This window comes from Streptomyces sp. NPDC020996 (assembly GCF_040641355.1).
GTDB lineage: Bacteria > Actinomycetota > Actinomycetes > Streptomycetales > Streptomycetaceae > Streptomyces.
This window is the reverse complement of sequence record NZ_JBFADM010000005.1, coordinates 56993-75137: the sequence shown is the minus strand read 5'-3', so window position 1 is coordinate 75137 and position 18145 is coordinate 56993. Positions and strand designations below refer to the sequence as shown.

Below are 18145 nucleotides of genomic sequence, written 5' to 3'. Positions count from 1 at the left end.
GCGGGCCCGCCCCGGTGGAGGCGGTGGTGCCGCGCTGGTACCGAACTCCCGATGGAGCGGTGACTGGCCGTGACTCTAAGCCCGGTCTGTGGGCAGGGGCATCGCCGTGCGCTGGCTTGTGACTTTCTTGTTATGCCGGGGTGGTGGGCGGGCCGGGGGGAAATGCCGTCTCGGCCGTTTTGGCGGATTTTCCCTTCAGTCCGCATTGTGAGAACCCGCACTTCCGGTTGGCCGTGGGCGGGGTCGGGCGGTTGTCGTGTCCCGGATGGCCGGAAGGACCTCGGAAAGGTCGCGGGAGTATGCGGCGCCGAAGATGAAAGCGTGCTCTTGTATTGCGCGGGTGTTACGCAGCGTTACGTCGAGAAAGGGAAGGTCCGCATTCCGGCGCGGGATCCCGCTCCATCAGGGGTGCGTGTGGCGGCCGACGCGGCATTGCGGGTGGCGCCTGTGCGGGTTCGGGGGGGGCGTGGCGCCCACGGCGGGGTGGGTTCCGCCGTGGGCGGGTGCGGGCTCAGCCTTCCGTGCTGCGCAGCAGGCAGGTCAGGCGGGCGGTGCACACGCGGCGGTCCTCCTCGTCGCTGATGACGATCTCGTACGTTGCCGTCGAGCGGCCTCGGTGCACGGGGGTGGCGACGCCGGTGACCAGGCCGGAGCGGACTCCCCGGTGGTGGGTGCAGTTGAGGTCGACGCCCACGGCGATCTTGGAGCTGCCTCCGTGGAGCATCGATCCGACGGAGCCCAGGGTCTCGGCCAGGACCGCGGACGCGCCGCCGTGCAGCAGGCCGTAGGGCTGGGTGTTGCCCTCCACCGGCATGGTGCCGACGACGCGGTCCGCGGAGGCCTCCAGGATCTGCACGCCCATCCGGTTGCCGAGGTGGCCCGCGGAGAACAGAGCCTGCAGGTCGACGCCCAGGGCGGCGTACTCGTCGACGACCTCTTGCGGGAATTTCACGTGCTGCTGCTCGCCCATGGCGCCGGGCTCCGTTCGTCTTGATCGGCTGTCTGCGGCTGAGCAAACGCTCAGTCGGTCGCCGATTGTTCCAGACGTACGACGACGGACTTGCTGGCCGGGGTGTTGCTGACGTCGGCGGTGGCGTCGAGGGGGACCAGGACGTTGGTCTCCGGGTAGTAGGCGGCGGCGCAGCCGCGGGCGGTGGGGTAGTGCACGACCCGGAAGCCGGGGGCCCGCCGCTCGACGCCGTCCTGCCATTCGCCGACCAGGTCGACGTAGTCGCCGTCGGCGAGGGACAGGCGGCGGGCGTCGTCGGGGTTGACGAGGACGACGCGGCGGCCGTTCCGGATGCCGCGGTAACGGTCGTCGAGGCCGTAGATCGTGGTGTTGTACTGGTCGTGCGAGCGGAGGGTCTGCAGCAGCAGGCGGCCCTCGGGGAGGCGGGGGTACTCGACGGGCGCCGCGGTGAAGTTGGCCTTGCCGGTGGCCGTGGGGAAGCGGCGTTCGTCGCGCGGGGCGTGCGGGAGCGCGAAGCCGCCGGGGCGGGCCACGCGCGCGTTGAAGTCCTCGAAGCCGGGGATCACACGCGCGATGCGGTCGCGGACGGTGGCGTAGTCCTTCTCGAAGTCTTCCCAGGGGACGACGGTCGTGTCGCCGAGCACGCGGCGGGCCAGGCGGCAGACGATGGCGGGCTCCGACAGCAGGTGCTCGCTCGCCGGCTCCAGGCGGCCGCGGGAGGCGTGCACCATGCCCATGGAGTCCTCGACGGTGACGAACTGCTCGCCGCCGGCCTGCACGTCGCGCTCGGTGCGGCCGAGGGTGGGCAGGATGAGGGCGCGGACGCCGGTGACGGCGTGGGAGCGGTTGAGCTTGGTGGAGACGTGCACGGTGAGGCGGGCGCGGCGCATCGCCGCCTCGGTGACCTCGGTGTCGGGGGAGGCGGCCACGAAGTTGCCGCCCATGGCGAAGAACACCTTCGCCTCGCCGTCGCGCAGGGCGCGGATGGCGCGGACCACGTCGTAGCCGTGCTGGCGCGGGGGCGTGAAGCCGAACTCGCGTTCCAGGGCGTCCAGGAAGGCGGGGGCGGGGCGTTCGAAGATGCCCATGGTGCGGTCGCCCTGCACGTTGGAGTGGCCGCGGACCGGGCACACGCCCGCGCCGGGGCGGCCGATGTTGCCGCGCAGCAGGAGGAAGTTGACGATCTCGCGGATGGTCGGCACGGAGTGCTTGTGCTGGGTGAGGCCCATGGCCCAGCAGACGATCGTGCGCCGGGAGGCCAGCACCATGCCGAGGGCCTGGTCGATCTCCTCGCGGGTCAGGCCGGTCGCGGTGAGCGTCTCGTCCCAGTCGGCGGCGCGGGCCGCCTCGGCGAACTCCTCGTAGCCGTGGGTGTGTTCGCGGACGAAGTCCTCGTCGACGGCGCCGTCGGCGTCGAGGATGAGCTTGTTCAGGAGGCGGAAGAGGGCCTGGTCGCCGCCGATGCGGATCTGCAGGAACAGGTCGGTGAGGGCGGCGCCCTTGAGGATGCCCTGAGGAGTCTGCGGGTTCTTGAAGCGCTCCAGGCCGGCCTCGGGCAGCGGATTGACGCTGATGATCTTCGCGCCGCCAGCCTTGGCCTTCTCCAGCGCGGAGAGCATGCGGGGGTGGTTGGTGCCCGGGTTCTGGCCGGCGACGATGATCAGGTCGGCCTTGTGGAGGTCCTCCAGCAGGACGCTGCCCTTGCCGACGCCGATGGTCTCCGACAGTGCCGAGCCGGAGGACTCGTGGCACATGTTGGAGCAGTCGGGCAGGTTGTTGGTGCCCAGTTCGCGGGCGAACAGCTGGTAGAGGAAGGCCGCCTCGTTGCTGGTGCGGCCGGAGGTGTAGAAGACGGCCTCGTCGGGGGAGGAGAGGGCGGCGATCTCCTCGGCGACGATGCCGAAGGCGCGCTCCCAGGTGACCGGCTCGTAGTGGTCGCCGCCCTCGGGCAGGTACATGGGGTGGGTCAGGCGTCCCTGCTGGCCCAGCCAGTAGCCGCTGCGGCCGGCGAGGTCGGCGACGGAGTGCGCGGCGAAGAACTCGGGGGTGACGCGGCGCAGGGTCGCCTCCTCGGCCACCGCCTTGGCGCCGTTCTCGCAGAACTCCGCCGTGTGCCGGTGGTCCCCCTCGGGCCAGGCGCAGCCCGGGCAGTCGAAGCCGTTCTTCTGGTTGACGCGCAGCAGCGTCAGCGCGGTCCGTCGCACGCCCATCTGCCGCTGGGCGACGCGCAGGGTGTGGCCGACGGCCGCGAGTCCCGCCGCCGCGTGCTGCGGTTCGGCGACCTGCGGCGCGTCCTGAACCGGATCGCCCTTGGGCGGCTTGGTGGCCATCGCACGCTCTCCTTCGCGGTGTGGGATACGCCGTCGATGGTCCCACGCTGCGCCGGCCGGGGGCGGTGACGGGCGGCGGGAGCGATGGTTGCGCGGGATCACGGGTGGCGGCCGACTGTCAGTGCGGCGTGGCAGGATCGGGGGCGTGGCAGAGACAGCTTCGAAGAAGACCGAGAAGACCCCCGGCGGCAAGCGGCCCCGCCTGATGCTCATGGACGGGCACTCGCTGGCCTACCGCGCGTTCTTCGCGCTGCCCGCGGAGAACTTCACGACCGCGACGGGCCAGCCGACGAACGCGATCTACGGCTTCGCGTCGATGCTGGCCAACACCCTGCGTGACGAGGAGCCCACGCACTTCGCGGTGGCCTTCGACGTCTCCCGCAAGACCTGGCGCTCCGAGGAGTTCACGGAGTACAAGGCGAACCGCTCCAAGACGCCGGACGAGTTCAAGGGCCAGGTCGAGCTGATCGGCGAGCTGCTGGACGCGATGCAGGTCTCCCGCTTCGCCGTCGAGGGGTACGAGGCGGACGACGTCATCGCCACCCTCGCCACGCGGGCCGAGGCCGAGGGCTTCGAGGTCCTGATCGTCACCGGCGACCGCGACTCCTTCCAGCTGGTCTCCGACCACACGACGGTGCTGTACCCGACGAAGGGCGTCTCGGAGCTGACCCGGTTCACCCCGGAGAAGGTCTTCGAGAAGTACGGGCTGACGCCCGCGCAGTACCCGGACTTCGCGGCGCTGCGCGGCGACCCGTCGGACAACCTGCCGGGCATTCCCGGGGTCGGCGAGAAGACGGCCGCGAAGTGGATCAACCAGTTCGGGTCGTTCGCGCAGCTGGTGGAGCGCGTCGACGAGGTCAAGGGCAAGGCCGGGCAGAACCTGCGTGACCATCTGGAGGCGGTCAAGCTGAACCGCCGGCTGACCGAGCTGGAGCGGGGGGTGGAGCTGCCGAAGGCGGTCGCCGAGCTGGAGCGGGCCGCCTACGACCGCAAGGCCGTCGCGATGGTCCTGGACACCCTGGAGATCCGCAACCCGTCGTTGCGGGAGCGGCTGTTCGCGGTGGATCCGGGCGCCGAGGAGGCGGAGACCACACCGGTCGCGGCGGACGGCGTGGAGCTGGACGGTACGGTCCTCGGCACCGGCGAGCTCGCCGGCTGGCTCACCGGGCACGGCACGGACGCCCTCGGTGTCGCCACCGTGGACACCTGGGCGCTGGGCACCGGCTCGGTCGCCGAGGTCGCGCTCGCCGCGGCCGGGGGAGCGGCCGCCTGGTTCGACCCGGCCGAGCTGGACGAGGCCGACGAGCGGGCCTTCGCGCAGTGGCTGGCGGACGCGGACCGGCCCAAGGTCCTGCACAACGCCAAGGGCGCGATGCGGGTCTTCGCCGAGCACGGCTGGAGCGTCGACGGCGTCACCATGGACACCGCGCTCGCCGCCTACCTGGTCAAGCCGGGCCGCCGCTCCTTCGACCTGGACGCGCTGTCCCTGGAGTACCTGGGACGCGAGCTGGCCCCGGCCGCCGCGGCCGACGGCCAGCTGGCCTTCGGCGCGGACGACGACGACGAGCGCGAGGCGCTGATGGTCCAGGCCCGCGCGGTCCTCGACCTGGGCACGGCGTTCGAGGAGAAGCTGCGGGAGGTCGGCGCCGCGGACCTGCTGCGCGACATGGAGCTGCCCACCTCCGCCCTGCTCGCCCGCATGGAGCGGCACGGCATCGCGGCCGACCGGGCCCACCTGGAGGCCATGGAGCAGATGTTCGCGGGCGCCGTGCAGCAGGCGGTGAAGGAGGCCCACGCGGCCGCCGGGCACGAGTTCAACCTGGGCTCGCCCAAGCAGTTGCAGGAGGTCCTCTTCGGCGAGCTGGGCCTGCCGAAGACGAAGAAGACGAAGACCGGCTACACCACGGACGCCGACGCCCTCGCCTGGCTCGCCGGCCAGACGGACAACGAGCTGCCGGTGATCATGCTCCGGCACCGCGAGCAGGCGAAGCTGCGCGTCACCGTCGAGGGCCTGATCAAGACGATCGCGACGGACGGCCGTATCCACACCACGTTCAACCAGACGGTCGCGGCGACCGGGCGTCTGTCCTCCACGGACCCGAACCTGCAGAACATCCCCGTCCGCACGGACGAGGGCCGGGCCATCCGCCGCGGCTTCGTCGTCGGCGAGGGCTTCGAGTCCCTGATGACCGCCGACTACAGCCAGATCGAACTGCGCGTGATGGCCCACCTCTCCGAGGACGCGGGCCTGACCGAGGCGTTCACCTCGGGCGAGGACCTGCACACCACCGCGGCCGCGCGGGTCTTCGCGGTCGAACCCGCCGAGGTCGACGCGGAGATGCGCCGCAAGATCAAGGCGATGTCCTACGGCCTGGCGTACGGCCTGTCGGCCTTCGGCCTCTCCCAGCAGCTGAACATCGAGGCTGCGGAGGCCCGCGCCCTGATGGACGCCTATTTCGAGCGTTTCGGCGGTGTACGGGACTATCTGCACCGGGTCGTCGACGAGGCCAGGGCGACGGGATACACGGCGACGCTCTTCGGCCGCCGCCGCTACCTGCCCGACCTCAACAGCGACAACCGCCAGCGCCGCGAGGCGGCCGAGCGGATGGCCCTCAACGCGCCGATCCAGGGCACGGCGGCCGACATCGTCAAGATCGCCATGCTGAACGTGGACCGGGCCCTGCGCGAGGCCGGTCTGAGGTCCCGCATGCTCCTTCAGGTCCATGACGAAGTCGTCCTGGAGATCGCCCCCGGCGAGCGCACGGCCACGGAGGAGATCGTCCGCCGCGAGATGGCGAATGCCGTCCACCTCAGGGTCCCCCTGGGGGTCTCGGTGGGCGTGGGCCCGGACTGGGAGTCGGCGGCGCACTAGGCGCTTGGGCGCTCCGCTGGAAGGGCCGCGCAGGCGCTCCGCGCTGGGCAGGGCCGCGCCGTGCCCGTCGGTCGCCTGCCGCGCTGTCGTGGCTGGTCGCGCGGTTCCCCGCGTCCCTTCGCGGCGCTGCCGGACCGCCGCTGACTCGTCGGGACGGGGCGGTGGGGGCGTCACTCACCTGGACCCCGTCGGCACGCCCCGGTTCCCGCGTCCCGCCAGGATGCGGGCATGGGTATACGCATGCTCAACCGTCGGCCCGGGCCGGCGCGGGCGGGTGTCGGAGCGGTGCCCGCCCCGTCCGTCGCGGCGGTGCCGGTCTTCGCGGCCGGCGCCAGCACCGCCCGTGTCCCGGCCGGCCCGGCCCTCGTCCTGCGGCGCGGGAGGGCCGGACTGGCGCGGGCCCTGCGCAGACTCACCCGCCCCGAGGAACCGCCCGCCTGGCGCCTGTGGGCCGGGCTGGGCCGCAGCTGCCTCACCGGGCTCCTGACCCGCCATTCCCGCGGCGCCCGCACCGTCACCGTGTTCGTCGTACCCGCGGGCGGTCTCACCGGGCGGCCGGGCGACCCCCCTGCGCGGTGACCCGCTCCGGCTCCGCGCCGACCGGGGCCGGGGCCGGGCGCCACATCCGTACGCCCACCGCGTACAGCAGCAGGCCCGGCACCAGTCCGGCGCCCGCGCCGAAGCACACCGTCGGGATCAGCTCCCACGGCTTTGCGGTCGCTCCCCAGTACTCCCACCACCGAGCCGCCCGCTGCACCGCCCCCGCCGCGGCGCACCCGCCGATCACGGCCCCCGCCCACCACCGGTCCCGAACCGACAGCACCGCCACCCCGGCCGGCCGGGGTGGCGCGGGCGCCCGCCGCAGCGCACGCGCCAGGAACACGACGATCACCACCGCGGCGGCCGCCGAACTGCCGTACTGCAGATACCAGTAGCCGGGTGCGCCGGCCAGGTCCCGGCCGAGCACCGGCAGCAGCCGCACGCCCCACCGGCCGTGGTGCGTGAACGCGTCCCACACCACGTGCGTCAGCGCGCCGAGCGCGGCGGAGACGTACCACCGGACCACCTGGCGGGGGCTCACGCGCGCGTGTGGCGCCCCGCACCGCAGCAGTGCCGCCGGCCGTGGCTGCCGGGCCCGCGGCAGCAGCGCCACCAGCGGTTCGCGCACCAGCAGCCACAGCGCGACCAGCGCCCAGGAGACGAGCACGTCGACCGAGAAGACGCCGGGGAGGGAATGCGTGACCGTCCCGAACTCCATCGCCCCGGACACCGCGCTCGCCGCGTAGTAGGTCATGTCGGGTGCGAAGGAACCCGCCACCAGCAGGGCCGGAACGAGCCGTCCCCGGCCGGTTCCGTCGGTGCGCACGGCGGGCAGCACGGCCGCCGCGTGGCTGAGGGTGAACGGCAACGGAGCTCCTCGCGACAGTGCACGGCCCGGGCGGTCGGCCGGGTGACCGGTCGCGTCAAGTATGGGCGACTGGCCGCCGGACAACGGAACATGGCCAACTGGTGAAAGGCGGGTGCGAACGGGTGCCGGTGCAAAGCAAGTTGTCGTAGGGTCGCCTGGGCCCCCGGGCCGGGCGCGCGTCGAACCGGAACCCGGACGGCGCACGGAGGGCAACCTCCACGGCGGCTCGATCGTCACAGCAGGCGAACACAGCATCACAGGGCAGCATCACAGGGCAGTCAGACGCACGGCGGACAGAGACGCGCGTTCGGGCGTCCACGGGAGGGGTTCACTCTATGGCGGCGCAATTCGGCAGGAGGCTGTACAAGGGAGCGGCGACCACCGCCGTGGCCGCGCTCGCGGTCGCGGCCCTGTCCGCGTCCCAGGCGCCAGGGGTCACGGTCGACGGCCAGGGCAGAACGACCGCGGCCGACGCCCAGCCCTCGCCGGAGGCGACGACTTCCGGGGACGGCGGCGCGACCGGCAACTCGCCGTACTACACGGACCTTCCGCCGCTGAACAGCCCGAGCCCCGCGCCCACCGCCGGAACGCCCGTGCTGCAGGGCAGCTCCGAGGCCGGCATTCCCGCGACCGTCCTCGACGCCTACAAGAAGGCCGAGGCGTCCCTGCGGGAGGCCAAGCCCGGCTGCAACCTGCCCTGGCAACTCCTCGCCGCCATCGGCAAGGTCGAGTCGGGTCAGGCCCGCGGCGGCCGCGTCGACGCGAACGGCACCACGCTGAGCCCGATCCTCGGCCCGCAGCTCGACGGCAACGGCTTCGCGCTCATCCAGGACACCGACAACGGCCTGTACGACGGCAACAGCTCCTACGACCAGGCCGTCGGTCCCATGCAGTTCATCCCCTCCACCTGGGCGTGGGCGGGCCGCGACGGCAACGGTGACGGGGTGAAGGACCCCAACAACGTCTACGACGCCGCCCTGGCCGCCGGCCACTACCTGTGCCGCAACGGCTGGGACCTGTCGCAGCAGTCCGATCTGCACAGCGCGATCCTCAGCTACAACCACTCGCAGGACTATCTGAACACGGTCCTGTCGTGGCTGGAGTACTACCGCAAGGGCACCCACGAGATCCCGGACGGCACCGGCACCGTTCCCTCCGGCCGCAGCGACGACCATGCCGGCCCCTCGCCGACGCCGCCCGCGACGCCGCCGAGCACCGGCTCCCCGAGCCCCACGCCGCCGAAGTCGGACGAGCCGAGCACGCCGTCCTCCCCGTCGCCCACTCCCACCGACACGGTGGACCACCTGGCGGACGCGGGTACCGCCAAGCTCACCGCGATGGCCGGCGACACGTTCGCCAAGAAGATCAGCACCAAGGCCGAGACCAAGGCCGGCAAGGCCGTCGGCAAGGTCCGGGTCCGCTTCACGATCACCGGCGACACCGACGCCACCTTCACCGGCGGCGAGCGCGTCGCCACGGTGTCCACCGGCAGCACGGGCGTGGCCGTCGCCCCGGCGCTGCGGGCGGGCGAGAAGACGGGCGGCTTCACCGTCCGCGCGACCGTCGTCGGCCGCTCGGTCCCCGGCCTCGACTACACGGCCACCGTCACCGAGCGCGCCGCCGACACCCTCGCCCGCACCAGCGACACCGCGCTGACCTGCACGCCGGGCGGCGAGTTCGCCGACCAGGTCGAGGTGAAGGCCACCTACAAGGGCGCCGTCGCGGACAAGGTCGCGGCCACCGCCACCCTGATCAAGTCGGCGGACGACGCGACCGTGAACGACAAGGGCCCCTACTTCAAGGACGCCGCGGGCAAACCCGTACGCACCCTGACGGGCCTGCGGACGGACGCGAACGGCCTGCTGAAGCTGCCGAAGCTGTACGCGGACGACACCACCGGCACCTTCCTGCTGCGCGTCACCACCGCGGGCGGCGCGACCCTGACCGTCGAACTGACGGTCGCGGCGGCCGAGACGTCGCCCTCGCCCAGCACTTCTCCCTCGCCGAGCACGTCTCCCTCGTCGAGCGCGTCGGCCGACCCGACCGCATCGGCGAGCCCCAGCGCGTAGTCCTTCCCAAGACGGCGGCGTCCCCCTCGCGCAGGGGGGTGCCGCCGTCGTTGTGCGTGCGACGTGTTCTCATCTCGCCCGTGCGTTGCTACGGTGCCGGATCTGACGACCTGTCAGCCCGTGTCCGCCGGGAGGCCCGCATGCGCGCCCTGATCGCCGCCGCGACCGGTCTCGCCGTCGCGCTCGCCCTGGTCCTCACGCTCACCGCCCTGGGCACACCGGCGGGAAAGACCTCCCCGAAGCCGCTGCTGACGACGGTGCCCGCACACCCGTAACCGCCCGCGAGGGAGGCCGAGATGCGCCGCAAGGCCAGTCTGATCCTGCTCGCCTTCGCCGTGTTCTTCGCGGCGCTGTCCCCGCTGCTGCGCTGGTACGCCTTCCCGCGCCTGGCCGAGGTTCCGGCGAATACGTACCAGGACATGGTCCTGGAGGCGAAGAACGCCACCCTCCTCGACTACGGCACCATGAAGGCCCGCAAGGTCTCCAAGGTGACCATCGTGCAGACCCTCAAGGGCGATGTGGAGGCCGCCGAGAGGATCGGGCGGACGGCGGGCCGGGACGTCGTCGTCTGGGACGGCCTGTCCTACGTGCAGGGACCCGACGGCAAGATGGTCTCCAAGGTCCCCGAGCGCTACATCTTCGACGCCCACACCCAGGAACCCGTCCACGCCACCGGCGAGTCGGTCGACGGCGCCCCGGTGAAACGGCAGGGCATCGAGTTCAAGTGGCCGTTCCTGACCCAGAAGCGGGACTACCGGTACTTCGACGCGCAGGCCCGCGTCACCGCGCCCATCCACTACAAGGGCACGCGGGACTTCCGCGGCGTGCGGGTGTACTACTTCGAGCAGACCGTCCCCTGGACCGAGGTCCCCTTCCCCAGGACCATGCCCGTCGCCGGCATCACCCCCGAGTCGGTCGCGAAGACCGGCACCACCCGCTGGTACACCACCGTGCGCAGATTCTGGGTCGAGCCCGTCACCGGCGCCCCCGTCTACGGCGAGGAGATCCACCGGGAGGAACTGCGCGGCGGCACCCTGCTCGGCGGCCGTGAGAAGGTCACCGCGTTCGCCGGCCACGTGAAGATGCGCGAGGACTACATCGAGCACACCGTCGCCCTGGTCAAGTCCAACCGCACCCTCGTCCTGCTCATGACGTCCTACCTGCCGTGGGGCTTCCTGACCCTCGGCACGCTGCTGCTGGCGCTCTCCCTGTTGCTGGAGGCGCGCGGCCGCCGCCCGGCCGGCCCGGAACCTGCCGACTCGGCGCCGCAGCCGGTCACCGTCTGAGCCGCGCGCCGGCGTGCCGGGTCGGTTCGGCGGTGGCCGGGTCCTCGGGCCAGGGGTGCTTGGGGTAGCGGCCGCGCAGTTCGGCCCGCACGGCCCGGTAACCGTCCTTCCAGAAGGAGGCGAGGTCGGCGGTGACGGCCGCCGGCCGGCCGGCGGGGGAGAGCAGATGCACCAGCAGCGGCACGCCGGCGACGGCGGGCGACTGGTGCAGCCCGAACATCTCCTGCAGCTTCACGGCGAGCACGGGCCGCTCCGGATCCCCGTAGTCGATCCGGATCCTGGACCCGCTCGGCACGGTGATCCGCTCCGGGGCCAGCTCGTCGAGGCGTGCGGCCTGCCCGGACGCCCAGGGCAGCAGCCGGGCGAGCGCCCGGCCCGCGTCGATCCGGGCGAGGTCGGCCCGCCGCCGGGCCCGGCCCAGCTCCGGCTCCAGCCACTCGTCCACGCGCGCGTGCAGCGCGTCGTCGCCGACGTCGGGCCAGGGCTCGCCGAGGTGCAGCCGCAGGAAGGCCAGCCGCTGCCGCAGGACGGCCGCGTCGGGCGTCCACCGCAGCAGCCCGAACCCCTCCCGCCGCAGCCCGTCGAGCAGGGCCTCGCGCACCGGGGCGGGGTCGGGGTCCCGCAGCGGCCGTACGGCGAGTTCGACGGCGCCCAGCCGCTCCACCCGCCGCGCGACGACGTCACCGTCCGCCCAGTGGACCTCGTCGCGTTCCCGGAGCAGCGCCGCGGCCGCGAGTCGGGCCGCCTCCTCGTCGACGGCCGCACCGAGCCGTACGCGCGCGTGCCTGCTGCCGACCGGCCGGTCGGCGACGGCGACCGCGATCCAGGGGGCGCCGCGCAGCCCGGTGTCCTCGCCGGTCTCGGCGCGGGTGCCGGAGACCATCAGGTAGGAGCCGCCGTCGGCCTTGGCGAGCCGTTCCGGGAAGGCGAGCGCGGCGACCCGGCCGACGAGCGCGTCGTCGCTCAGGGCGCCGGAGCCGCTGACGCCGGAGCCGTCGGAGCCGTCGGAGCCTTCGGAGCCGGAGCCGGAGCCGGAGCCGGAGCCGCTGGAGCCGCTGTCCGGCGGGCCGCTGAACTCCGCCGCGGCGGCCCGCAGCCGCCGCACCTCAGCCCGCCACCGGCCCGCGTAGGCGTCGCCGCCGCGCCGGGCGGCCCGCAGCGCCGCCGCCAGGTCGTCGCCGTACTCGCGCGGCGGCTCCTCCGACAACAGCGCCACCACCTCGGCGCCCGCCCCGCCGGTGTCCAGCAGCGCCCTCCCCAGCCGGGGATGCACCCCCAGCCGGGCCAGCCGCACGCCCCGCCGGGTGGCCCGCCCGGCGGAGTCGACCGCGCCCACGGCCGTCAGCACCGCCCGCGCCGCCGCCATCGCCCCGCCCGGCGGCGGATCCAGCAGCGCCAGCCCGGACGCGTCCGGATCCCCCCAGCACGCCGCCTGCAGCGCGAACGCCGTCAGGTCGGCCACCTTGATCTCCGGCGACGGGAAACGCGGCAGCCGCGCGTCCTCCGCCTCGGCCCAGCACCGGTACACCGCGCCCGGCGCCTCCCGCCCGGCACGCCCCGCCCGCTGCCGTCCGGCCGCCTGCGACGCCCGCACCGTGGTCAGCGCGCTCAGCCCGCGCGCGTGGTCCACCCGCGGCTCCCGCGCCAGACCCGAGTCGACTACCACCCGCACGCCGGGCACCGTCAGCGACGACTCCGCCACCGAAGTGGCCAGCACCACCCGCCGCCGCTGCCCGGGGCTCAGCACGGCGTCCTGCACCGCGGCCGGCGCCCGCCCGTGCACCTGCAGCACCTCGACGTCACCGACGTCGCCGAGGTCCCCGAGCTGCCCCGCGACCCGCGCGATCTCACCGACCCCGGGCAGGAAGCACAGCACGTCCCCGTCCCGTTCGGCCAGCGCCCGCCGCACCACCGACGCCACATGCGCCAGCAGCGCCGGGTCGACGCGCATGCCGTGCGGGGGGCGTACCGGCCGGGCCGGCGGCGCCCACACCACCTCCACCGGATGCGCGACGCCCTCCGCCGCGACCACCGGCGCCCCGCCCAGCAGCGCCGCCCAGCCCTCGGCGTCGGTCGTCGCCGAGGCGGCCACCAGCCGCAGCTCCGGCCGCAGCGTCTCCCGCACGTCCCACAGGAACGCCGCCACGGTGTCCGCGTCCAGGTGCCGCTCGTGGCACTCGTCGAGCACCACCGCGTCCACGCCGGCCAGCTCCTGGTCGCGCTGGAGGCGTTGCAGCAGCACACCGGTCGTGACGACCTCCACGCGCGTGCCGCGGCCGACGACCCGCTCGCCGCGCACGGTGTACCCGACGCTCTCGCCGGCGGACTCGCCCAGCAGCCACGCCATCCGGCGGGCGGCGGCGCGGGCCGCGATCCGCCGCGGCTCGGCGACGACGACCCGCCGCGCCGCTCCCTCCCCGAGCAGACCCGCCAGCGCCAGCGGCACCAGCGTGGTCTTGCCGGTGCCGGGAGGCGCGACGAGCACGGCGGTGCCGTGCCCGTCCAGCGCGCCGGTCAGGGCGGGAAGGGCGCCGCGCACCGGCAGGGCGCCCAGGGCGTCGTGTCGGATCACGTCCGTCAGTCCCTCAGTCCCGCACGCACACGAAGATCGCCGTGCCCGGGATCAGGTTCCCGCGCAACGGCGACCAGCCGCCCCACTCCGAGGTGTTCCAGGCCGGCCACTCCGGCTCGACCAGGTCGACCAGCCGGAAGCCGCCGGCCACCACGTCGCGCACCCGGTCGCCGATCGTGCGGTGGTGCTCGACGTAGACCGCGCGGCCCTCGTCGTCCTGCTCGACGTACGGGGTGCGGTCGAAGTAGGAGGCGGTCACCGTCAGCCCCTCCGGTCCGGGCTCGTCCGGGAAGGCCCAGCGGACGGGATGGGTGACGGAGAAGACGAACCGGCCGCCCGGGCGCAGCACCCGCCGCACCTCCTTCAGCACCAGCACCGGGTCCGCCACGAACGGCAGCGCCCCGTACGCCGAGCACGCCAGGTCGAAGGAGCCGTCCGCGAAGGGCAGCGCGCCGGCGTCCGCGCACACCAGAGGGAACGATCCGCCTATCCGCAGCGCGTGCTGGAGCTGGCGGTGGGAGATGTCCAGGGCGACCGGGCGGGCGCCCCGGGCGGCCAGCCAGCGCGAGCACTGGGCCGCCCCGGCGCCGATCTCCAGCACGTCCCGGCCCTTCAGCTCCTCCGGCGGTCCGAGCAGTTCCGCCTCCACCTCGTCCAGGCCCTCGGGGCCCCACACGAAGCGGTCGTCGCCGAGGAACGTGCCGTGCTCGACCTGGTACTCGTCGGCGTTGCGGTCCCACCAGCCCCGGTTGGCCCGGGAGCTCTCCGTGACGCCGGCCGCGCGCCGGGTGGCCTCCGGCTCGGGCAAGGGCTCGGCGGTCACGGGCTCGGGGGTCACGGGCTCGGGGGATACGGGCTCTTGGATGATCGGCTCCCTCGTCGTACTCTTCCGTCCAGCCCCGTCCCGGTGGCGACACGGAAAGGACGCCCTGGGGCCTGCGTGGCCTCAGGAGACAGGTTTTGTGCCGGGTATGCGGCGATCCGCCCCGGGTGTGCGCGTTCGCGCATTGACCCTGCCCGGCTGCCCCCGTATGCTACAAGTTGCGCTGCGGGCCTGCGCACCTCAGACGTAGCAGGCTGCGCTCGCATCTGTTGTATGTCCCCTCGGTTGTCGAGGCGCCACCAGTGGTTTCGTGTGGCGCTTCCTTGGCTGTCCGGCTTCTGCAGAGCGAAACGGGCTCCCGGCGTAAGCAGTACCTACGACTCAATGTCCGTACCGGAGCCCTTTCCCACATGACGAGCAGCACCGAGACCACCGCCACCACCCCGCAGGTAGCGGTCAACGACATCGGTAACGAGGAAGCCTTCCTCGCAGCGATCGACGAGACGATCAAGTACTTCAACGACGGCGACATCGTCGACGGCGTCATCGTGAAGGTCGACCGGGACGAGGTCCTGCTCGACATCGGTTACAAGACCGAAGGCGTTATCCCGAGCCGCGAGCTCTCGATCAAGCACGACGTCGACCCCAACGAGGTCGTCGCCGTCGGTGACGAGATCGAAGCCCTTGTTCTCCAGAAGGAGGACAAGGAAGGCCGCCTGATCCTCTCGAAGAAGCGCGCCCAGTACGAGCGTGCCTGGGGCACCATCGAGAAGATCAAGGAAGAGGACGGGATCGTCACCGGTACCGTCATCGAGGTCGTCAAGGGTGGTCTCATCCTCGACATCGGCCTCCGCGGCTTCCTCCCGGCCTCCCTGGTCGAGATGCGCCGCGTCCGCGACCTCCAGCCCTACGTGGGCAAGGAGCTCGAGGCCAAGATCATCGAGCTGGACAAGAACCGCAACAACGTGGTCCTGTCCCGCCGTGCCTGGCTGGAGCAGACCCAGTCCGAGGTCCGCCAGACGTTCCTCACGACCCTGCAGAAGGGTCAGGTCCGCTCCGGTGTGGTCTCCTCGATCGTCAACTTCGGTGCCTTCGTGGACCTGGGCGGCGTCGACGGTCTGGTGCACGTCTCCGAGCTGTCCTGGAAGCACATCGACCACCCCTCCGAGGTCGTCGAGGTCGGCCAGGAGGTCACCGTCGAGGTCCTCGACGTCGACATGGACCGCGAGCGCGTCTCCCTGTCGCTGAAGGCGACCCAGGAAGACCCGTGGCAGCAGTTCGCCCGCACCCACCAGATCGGCCAGGTCGTGCCCGGCAAGGTCACGAAGCTGGTTCCGTTCGGTGCGTTCGTCCGCGTGGACGAGGGCATCGAGGGTCTGGTCCACATCTCCGAGCTGGCCGAGCGCCACGTGGAGATCCCGGAGCAGGTCGTCCAGGTCAACGACGAGATCTTCGTCAAGGTCATCGACATCGACCTCGAGCGCCGTCGCATCAGCCTCTCGCTGAAGCAGGCCAACGAGTCCTTCGGTGCCGACCCGGCCTCGGTCGAGTTCGACCCGACCCTGTACGGCATGGCCGCGTCCTACGACGACCAGGGCAACTACATCTACCCCGAGGGCTTCGACCCGGAGACCAACGACTGGCTGCCGGGCTACGAGAAGCAGCGCGAGGAGTGGGAGCGCCAGTACGCCGAGGCGCAGCAGCGCTTCGAGCAGCACCAGGCGCAGGTCATCAAGTCCCGCGAGGCGGACGCCCAGGCCGCTGCCGAGGGTGGCGAGGCCGCCGCTCCGGCCGCGTCCGGCGGCGGTTCGTACTCCTCCGAGGGCGGCGACACCTCCGGTGCGCTGGCTTCGGACGAGGCGCTGGCGGCGCTCCGCGAGAAGCTGGCCGGCGGCCAGAGCTGACCGCTCGCTGAGCTGTAGGTCCTTCAGCCGAGGGCCCGCACCCTTCCCGGGTGCGGGCCCTCGGCGTTGTCCGGCCGTGCCCGGAAATCGCGTGCCGGCGGCCGCCGGGCCGTGCCCCGAAGTCGCGTGCCGGCGGCCGCCGGTGATGCCTGATCAGCGGCGCGGGCGGGAATGCCCGCGTTCCGAGGGTGGTTGTGCAGTACGAACACGAGGAGGAGCGGTCACTGTGCTTGATCCGCAGGGTTTGTACGCATGGGAGCCGAAGGGCCTGGCCGTCGTCGACATGGCGCTCGCCCAGGAGTCGGCCGGTCTTGTCATGCTCTACCACTTCGACGGATACATCGACGCGGGCGAGACCGGCGACCAGATCGTCGACCGGCTCCTCGACTCGCTGCCCCACCAGGTCGTCGCCCGTTTCGACCACGACCGGCTCGTGGACTACCGCGCCCGCCGTCCGCTGCTGACGTTCCGGCGCGACCGCTGGACCGACTACGACGTGCCCGCCCTGGAGGTGCGGCTCGTCCAGGACGCCACCGGGGCGCCCTTCCTGCTGTTGTCCGGGCCCGAGCCGGACGTGGAGTGGGAGCGCTTCGCCGCGGCCGTCCAGCAGATCGTCGAGCGGCTCGGCGTGCGCCTGTCGGTCAACTTCCACGGCATCCCGATGGGCGTCCCGCACACCCGCCCCGTCGGCGTCACGCCGCACGGCAACCGCACCGACCTCGTCCCCGGCCACCGCAGCCCCTTCGACGAGGCCCAGGTCCCCGGCAGCGCCGAGTCGCTGGTCGAGTACCGCCTGATGGAGGCCGGGCACGACGTCCTCGGCGTCGCCGCGCACGTGCCGCACTACATCGCCCGCTCCGCGTACCCGGACGCGGCACTGACCGTCCTGGAGGCGATCACCGCGGCCACCGGCCTGGTGCTGCCCGGGGTCGCGCACGCCCTGCGCACGGAGGCGCTCCGCACCCAGACGGAGATCGACCGGCAGATCCAGGAGGGCGACGAGGAACTCACCGCCCTGGTGTCGGGTCTGGAGAACCAGTACGACGCCGTCGCGGGCGCCGAGACCAGGGGCAACATGCTCGCCGAACCCGCCGACATCCCGTCGGCCGACGAGATCGGGCGCGAGTTCGAACGCTTCCTCGCGGAACGGGAGGGCGACAACTGACGGCCCCCGGCACCCCGGCCGGCGCGGGTTCTCCAGCCCCCCCCGCATCCCGGACGGCGCCGGGTTCTCTAAGCTCGGCTCATGCTGAAGGTGGGCCTGACCGGTGGAATCGGCGCCGGCAAGAGCGAAGTGTCACGGCTGCTCGTCGCACACGGAGCCGTCCTGATCGACGCGGACCGCATCGCGCGTGAGGTCGTCGCGCCGGGCACGCCCGGCCTCGCCGCGGTCGTGGACGCGTTCGGCGAGGAGGTGCTCGCCGCCGACGGCAGCCTCGACCGGCCCCGGCTCGGCTCGATCGTCTTCGCCGACCCGGACCGGCTCGCCGTCCTCAACTCGATCGTGCACCCCCTGGTCGGCGCCCGCTCCCGGGAACTGGAGGCGGCCGCCGCCGAGGACGCGGTCGTCGTCCACGACGTGCCCCTCCTCGCGGAGAACGGCCTCGCCCCGCTGTACGACCTCGTGATCGTCGTCGACGTGAGCCCCGAGACCCAGCTCGACCGGCTGGTCCGCCTGCGCGGCATGACCGAGGAGGACGCCCGCGCCCGCATGGCCGCCCAGGCGACGCGGGAGAAGCGCCGGGAGATCGCCGACATCGTCATCGACAACGACGTACCGCTCGATGACCTGCGGCGACGTGTGCAAGAGGTCTGGGAGGAGCTGCAGCGCAGGGCCCACGCGGCAGGGACAGAACAGGAATAGCGGGTCACGGCCGGGCGTTGAAACCCTCCAGCGAGGGAAGGAATTCG

General features: G+C 72.8%; 13 protein-coding genes and 1 pseudogene. 8 read left to right on the top strand and 6 right to left on the bottom strand.

Features of this window, described 5'->3' with window-relative positions; all coding sequences use genetic code 11:
- Positions 1 to 195: 195 nt before the first annotated feature.
- The 3 genes and pseudogenes from AB0G63_RS05590 to AB0G63_RS05580 all read right to left on the bottom strand — a co-directional run.
- Positions 196 to 399 (bottom strand): annotated as a pseudogene (locus tag AB0G63_RS05590) (hypothetical protein); the annotation flags it as partial.
- Between the two features lie 112 nt (positions 400 to 511).
- Positions 512 to 970 carry a hotdog fold thioesterase gene (locus tag AB0G63_RS05585; protein ID WP_360744708.1) on the bottom strand — a complete coding sequence of 153 codons (459 nt, stop codon included), beginning with the start codon at positions 968 to 970 and terminating at the stop codon, positions 512 to 514.
- 50 nt (positions 971 to 1020) lie between these two features.
- Complete coding sequence (locus AB0G63_RS05580) at positions 1021 to 3300, bottom strand: FdhF/YdeP family oxidoreductase (RefSeq protein ID WP_360744705.1); 2280 nt, start codon at positions 3298 to 3300, stop codon at positions 1021 to 1023.
- A 145-nt stretch (positions 3301 to 3445) separates the two neighbouring features.
- On the opposite strand from AB0G63_RS05580, the gene polA reads away from it, so the two are divergent.
- The gene (gene polA, locus AB0G63_RS05575; RefSeq protein WP_360744702.1) at positions 3446 to 6172 is read left to right on the top strand and encodes a DNA polymerase I; all 2727 of its coding nucleotides are present in this window, start codon (positions 3446 to 3448) and stop codon (positions 6170 to 6172) included.
- Positions 6173 to 6400: 228 nt separating this feature from the next.
- Positions 6401 to 6751, top strand: coding sequence for a hypothetical protein (locus AB0G63_RS05570; protein ID WP_360744699.1), 351 nt, complete (start codon positions 6401 to 6403; stop codon positions 6749 to 6751).
- Here AB0G63_RS05570 and AB0G63_RS05565 read toward each other — a convergent pair.
- Complete coding sequence (locus tag AB0G63_RS05565; RefSeq protein ID WP_360744696.1) at positions 6717 to 7580, bottom strand: DUF4184 family protein; 864 nt, start codon at positions 7578 to 7580, stop codon at positions 6717 to 6719. The genes AB0G63_RS05570 and AB0G63_RS05565 overlap by 35 nt on opposite strands.
- A gap of 335 nt (positions 7581 to 7915) precedes the next feature.
- Here AB0G63_RS05565 and AB0G63_RS05560 point away from each other — a divergent pair, with 335 nt between their 5' ends.
- The 3 genes from AB0G63_RS05560 to AB0G63_RS05550 all read left to right on the top strand — a co-directional run bounded on the left by AB0G63_RS05560 (position 7916) and on the right by AB0G63_RS05550 (position 10935).
- Positions 7916 to 9649: a lytic transglycosylase domain-containing protein gene (locus AB0G63_RS05560; RefSeq protein ID WP_360744693.1), complete on the top strand. Its 1734-nt coding sequence runs from the start codon at positions 7916 to 7918 to the stop codon at positions 9647 to 9649.
- A 140-nt stretch (positions 9650 to 9789) separates the two neighbouring features.
- Entirely contained in the window at positions 9790 to 9924 is a 135-nt protein-coding gene (locus tag AB0G63_RS05555) for an SPW_0924 family protein (RefSeq protein WP_355703757.1), read from the top strand.
- A gap of 21 nt (positions 9925 to 9945) precedes the next feature.
- Positions 9946 to 10935 (top strand): DUF3068 domain-containing protein, encoded by a 990-nt coding sequence (locus tag AB0G63_RS05550; protein ID WP_360744690.1) that lies wholly within the window; start codon positions 9946 to 9948, stop codon positions 10933 to 10935.
- On the opposite strand, the gene hrpB is transcribed toward AB0G63_RS05550, so the two are convergent.
- Positions 10925 to 13507 (bottom strand): ATP-dependent helicase HrpB, encoded by a 2583-nt coding sequence (gene hrpB, locus AB0G63_RS05545; protein ID WP_360744687.1) that lies wholly within the window; start codon positions 13505 to 13507, stop codon positions 10925 to 10927. The genes AB0G63_RS05550 and hrpB overlap by 11 nt on opposite strands.
- A 13-nt stretch (positions 13508 to 13520) precedes the next feature.
- On the bottom strand, positions 13521 to 14345 hold the full coding sequence (locus tag AB0G63_RS05540) for a class I SAM-dependent methyltransferase (protein WP_360744684.1): 825 nt from the start codon (positions 14343 to 14345) through the stop codon (positions 13521 to 13523).
- A gap of 395 nt (positions 14346 to 14740) precedes the next feature.
- Here AB0G63_RS05540 and rpsA point away from each other — a divergent pair, with 395 nt between their 5' ends.
- The 3 genes from rpsA to coaE all read left to right on the top strand — a co-directional run bounded on the left by rpsA (position 14741) and on the right by coaE (position 18098).
- Positions 14741 to 16234 carry a 30S ribosomal protein S1 gene (gene rpsA / locus AB0G63_RS05535; protein ID WP_360744681.1) on the top strand — a complete coding sequence of 498 codons (1494 nt, stop codon included), beginning with the start codon at positions 14741 to 14743 and terminating at the stop codon, positions 16232 to 16234.
- Between the two features lie 226 nt (positions 16235 to 16460).
- Entirely contained in the window at positions 16461 to 17399 is a 939-nt protein-coding gene (locus AB0G63_RS05530; protein ID WP_360744678.1) for a PAC2 family protein, read from the top strand.
- 81 nt (positions 17400 to 17480) lie between these two features.
- Positions 17481 to 18098 carry a dephospho-CoA kinase gene (coaE, locus tag AB0G63_RS05525; protein WP_360744675.1) on the top strand — a complete coding sequence of 206 codons (618 nt, stop codon included), beginning with the start codon at positions 17481 to 17483 and terminating at the stop codon, positions 18096 to 18098.
- Positions 18099 to 18145 lie beyond the last annotated feature (47 nt).

Bases quoted from the DNA above. Each gene is read 5' to 3' on its own strand.
- AB0G63_RS05585 (WP_360744708.1), bottom strand. From the start codon at position 970: ATGGGCGAGCAGCAGCACGTGAAATTCCCGCAAGAGGTCGTCGACGAG.
- AB0G63_RS05580 (WP_360744705.1), bottom strand. From the start codon at position 3,300: ATGGCCACCAAGCCGCCCAAGGGCGATCCGGTTCAGGACGCGCCGCAG.
- AB0G63_RS05570 (WP_360744699.1), top strand. From the start codon at position 6,401: ATGGGTATACGCATGCTCAACCGTCGGCCCGGGCCGGCGCGGGCGGGT.
- AB0G63_RS05560 (WP_360744693.1), top strand. From the start codon at position 7,916: ATGGCGGCGCAATTCGGCAGGAGGCTGTACAAGGGAGCGGCGACCACC.
- AB0G63_RS05555 (WP_355703757.1), top strand. From the start codon at position 9,790: ATGCGCGCCCTGATCGCCGCCGCGACCGGTCTCGCCGTCGCGCTCGCC.
- AB0G63_RS05550 (WP_360744690.1), top strand. From the start codon at position 9,946: ATGCGCCGCAAGGCCAGTCTGATCCTGCTCGCCTTCGCCGTGTTCTTC.
- rpsA (WP_360744681.1), top strand. From the start codon at position 14,741: ATGACGAGCAGCACCGAGACCACCGCCACCACCCCGCAGGTAGCGGTC.
- coaE (WP_360744675.1), top strand. From the start codon at position 17,481: ATGCTGAAGGTGGGCCTGACCGGTGGAATCGGCGCCGGCAAGAGCGAA.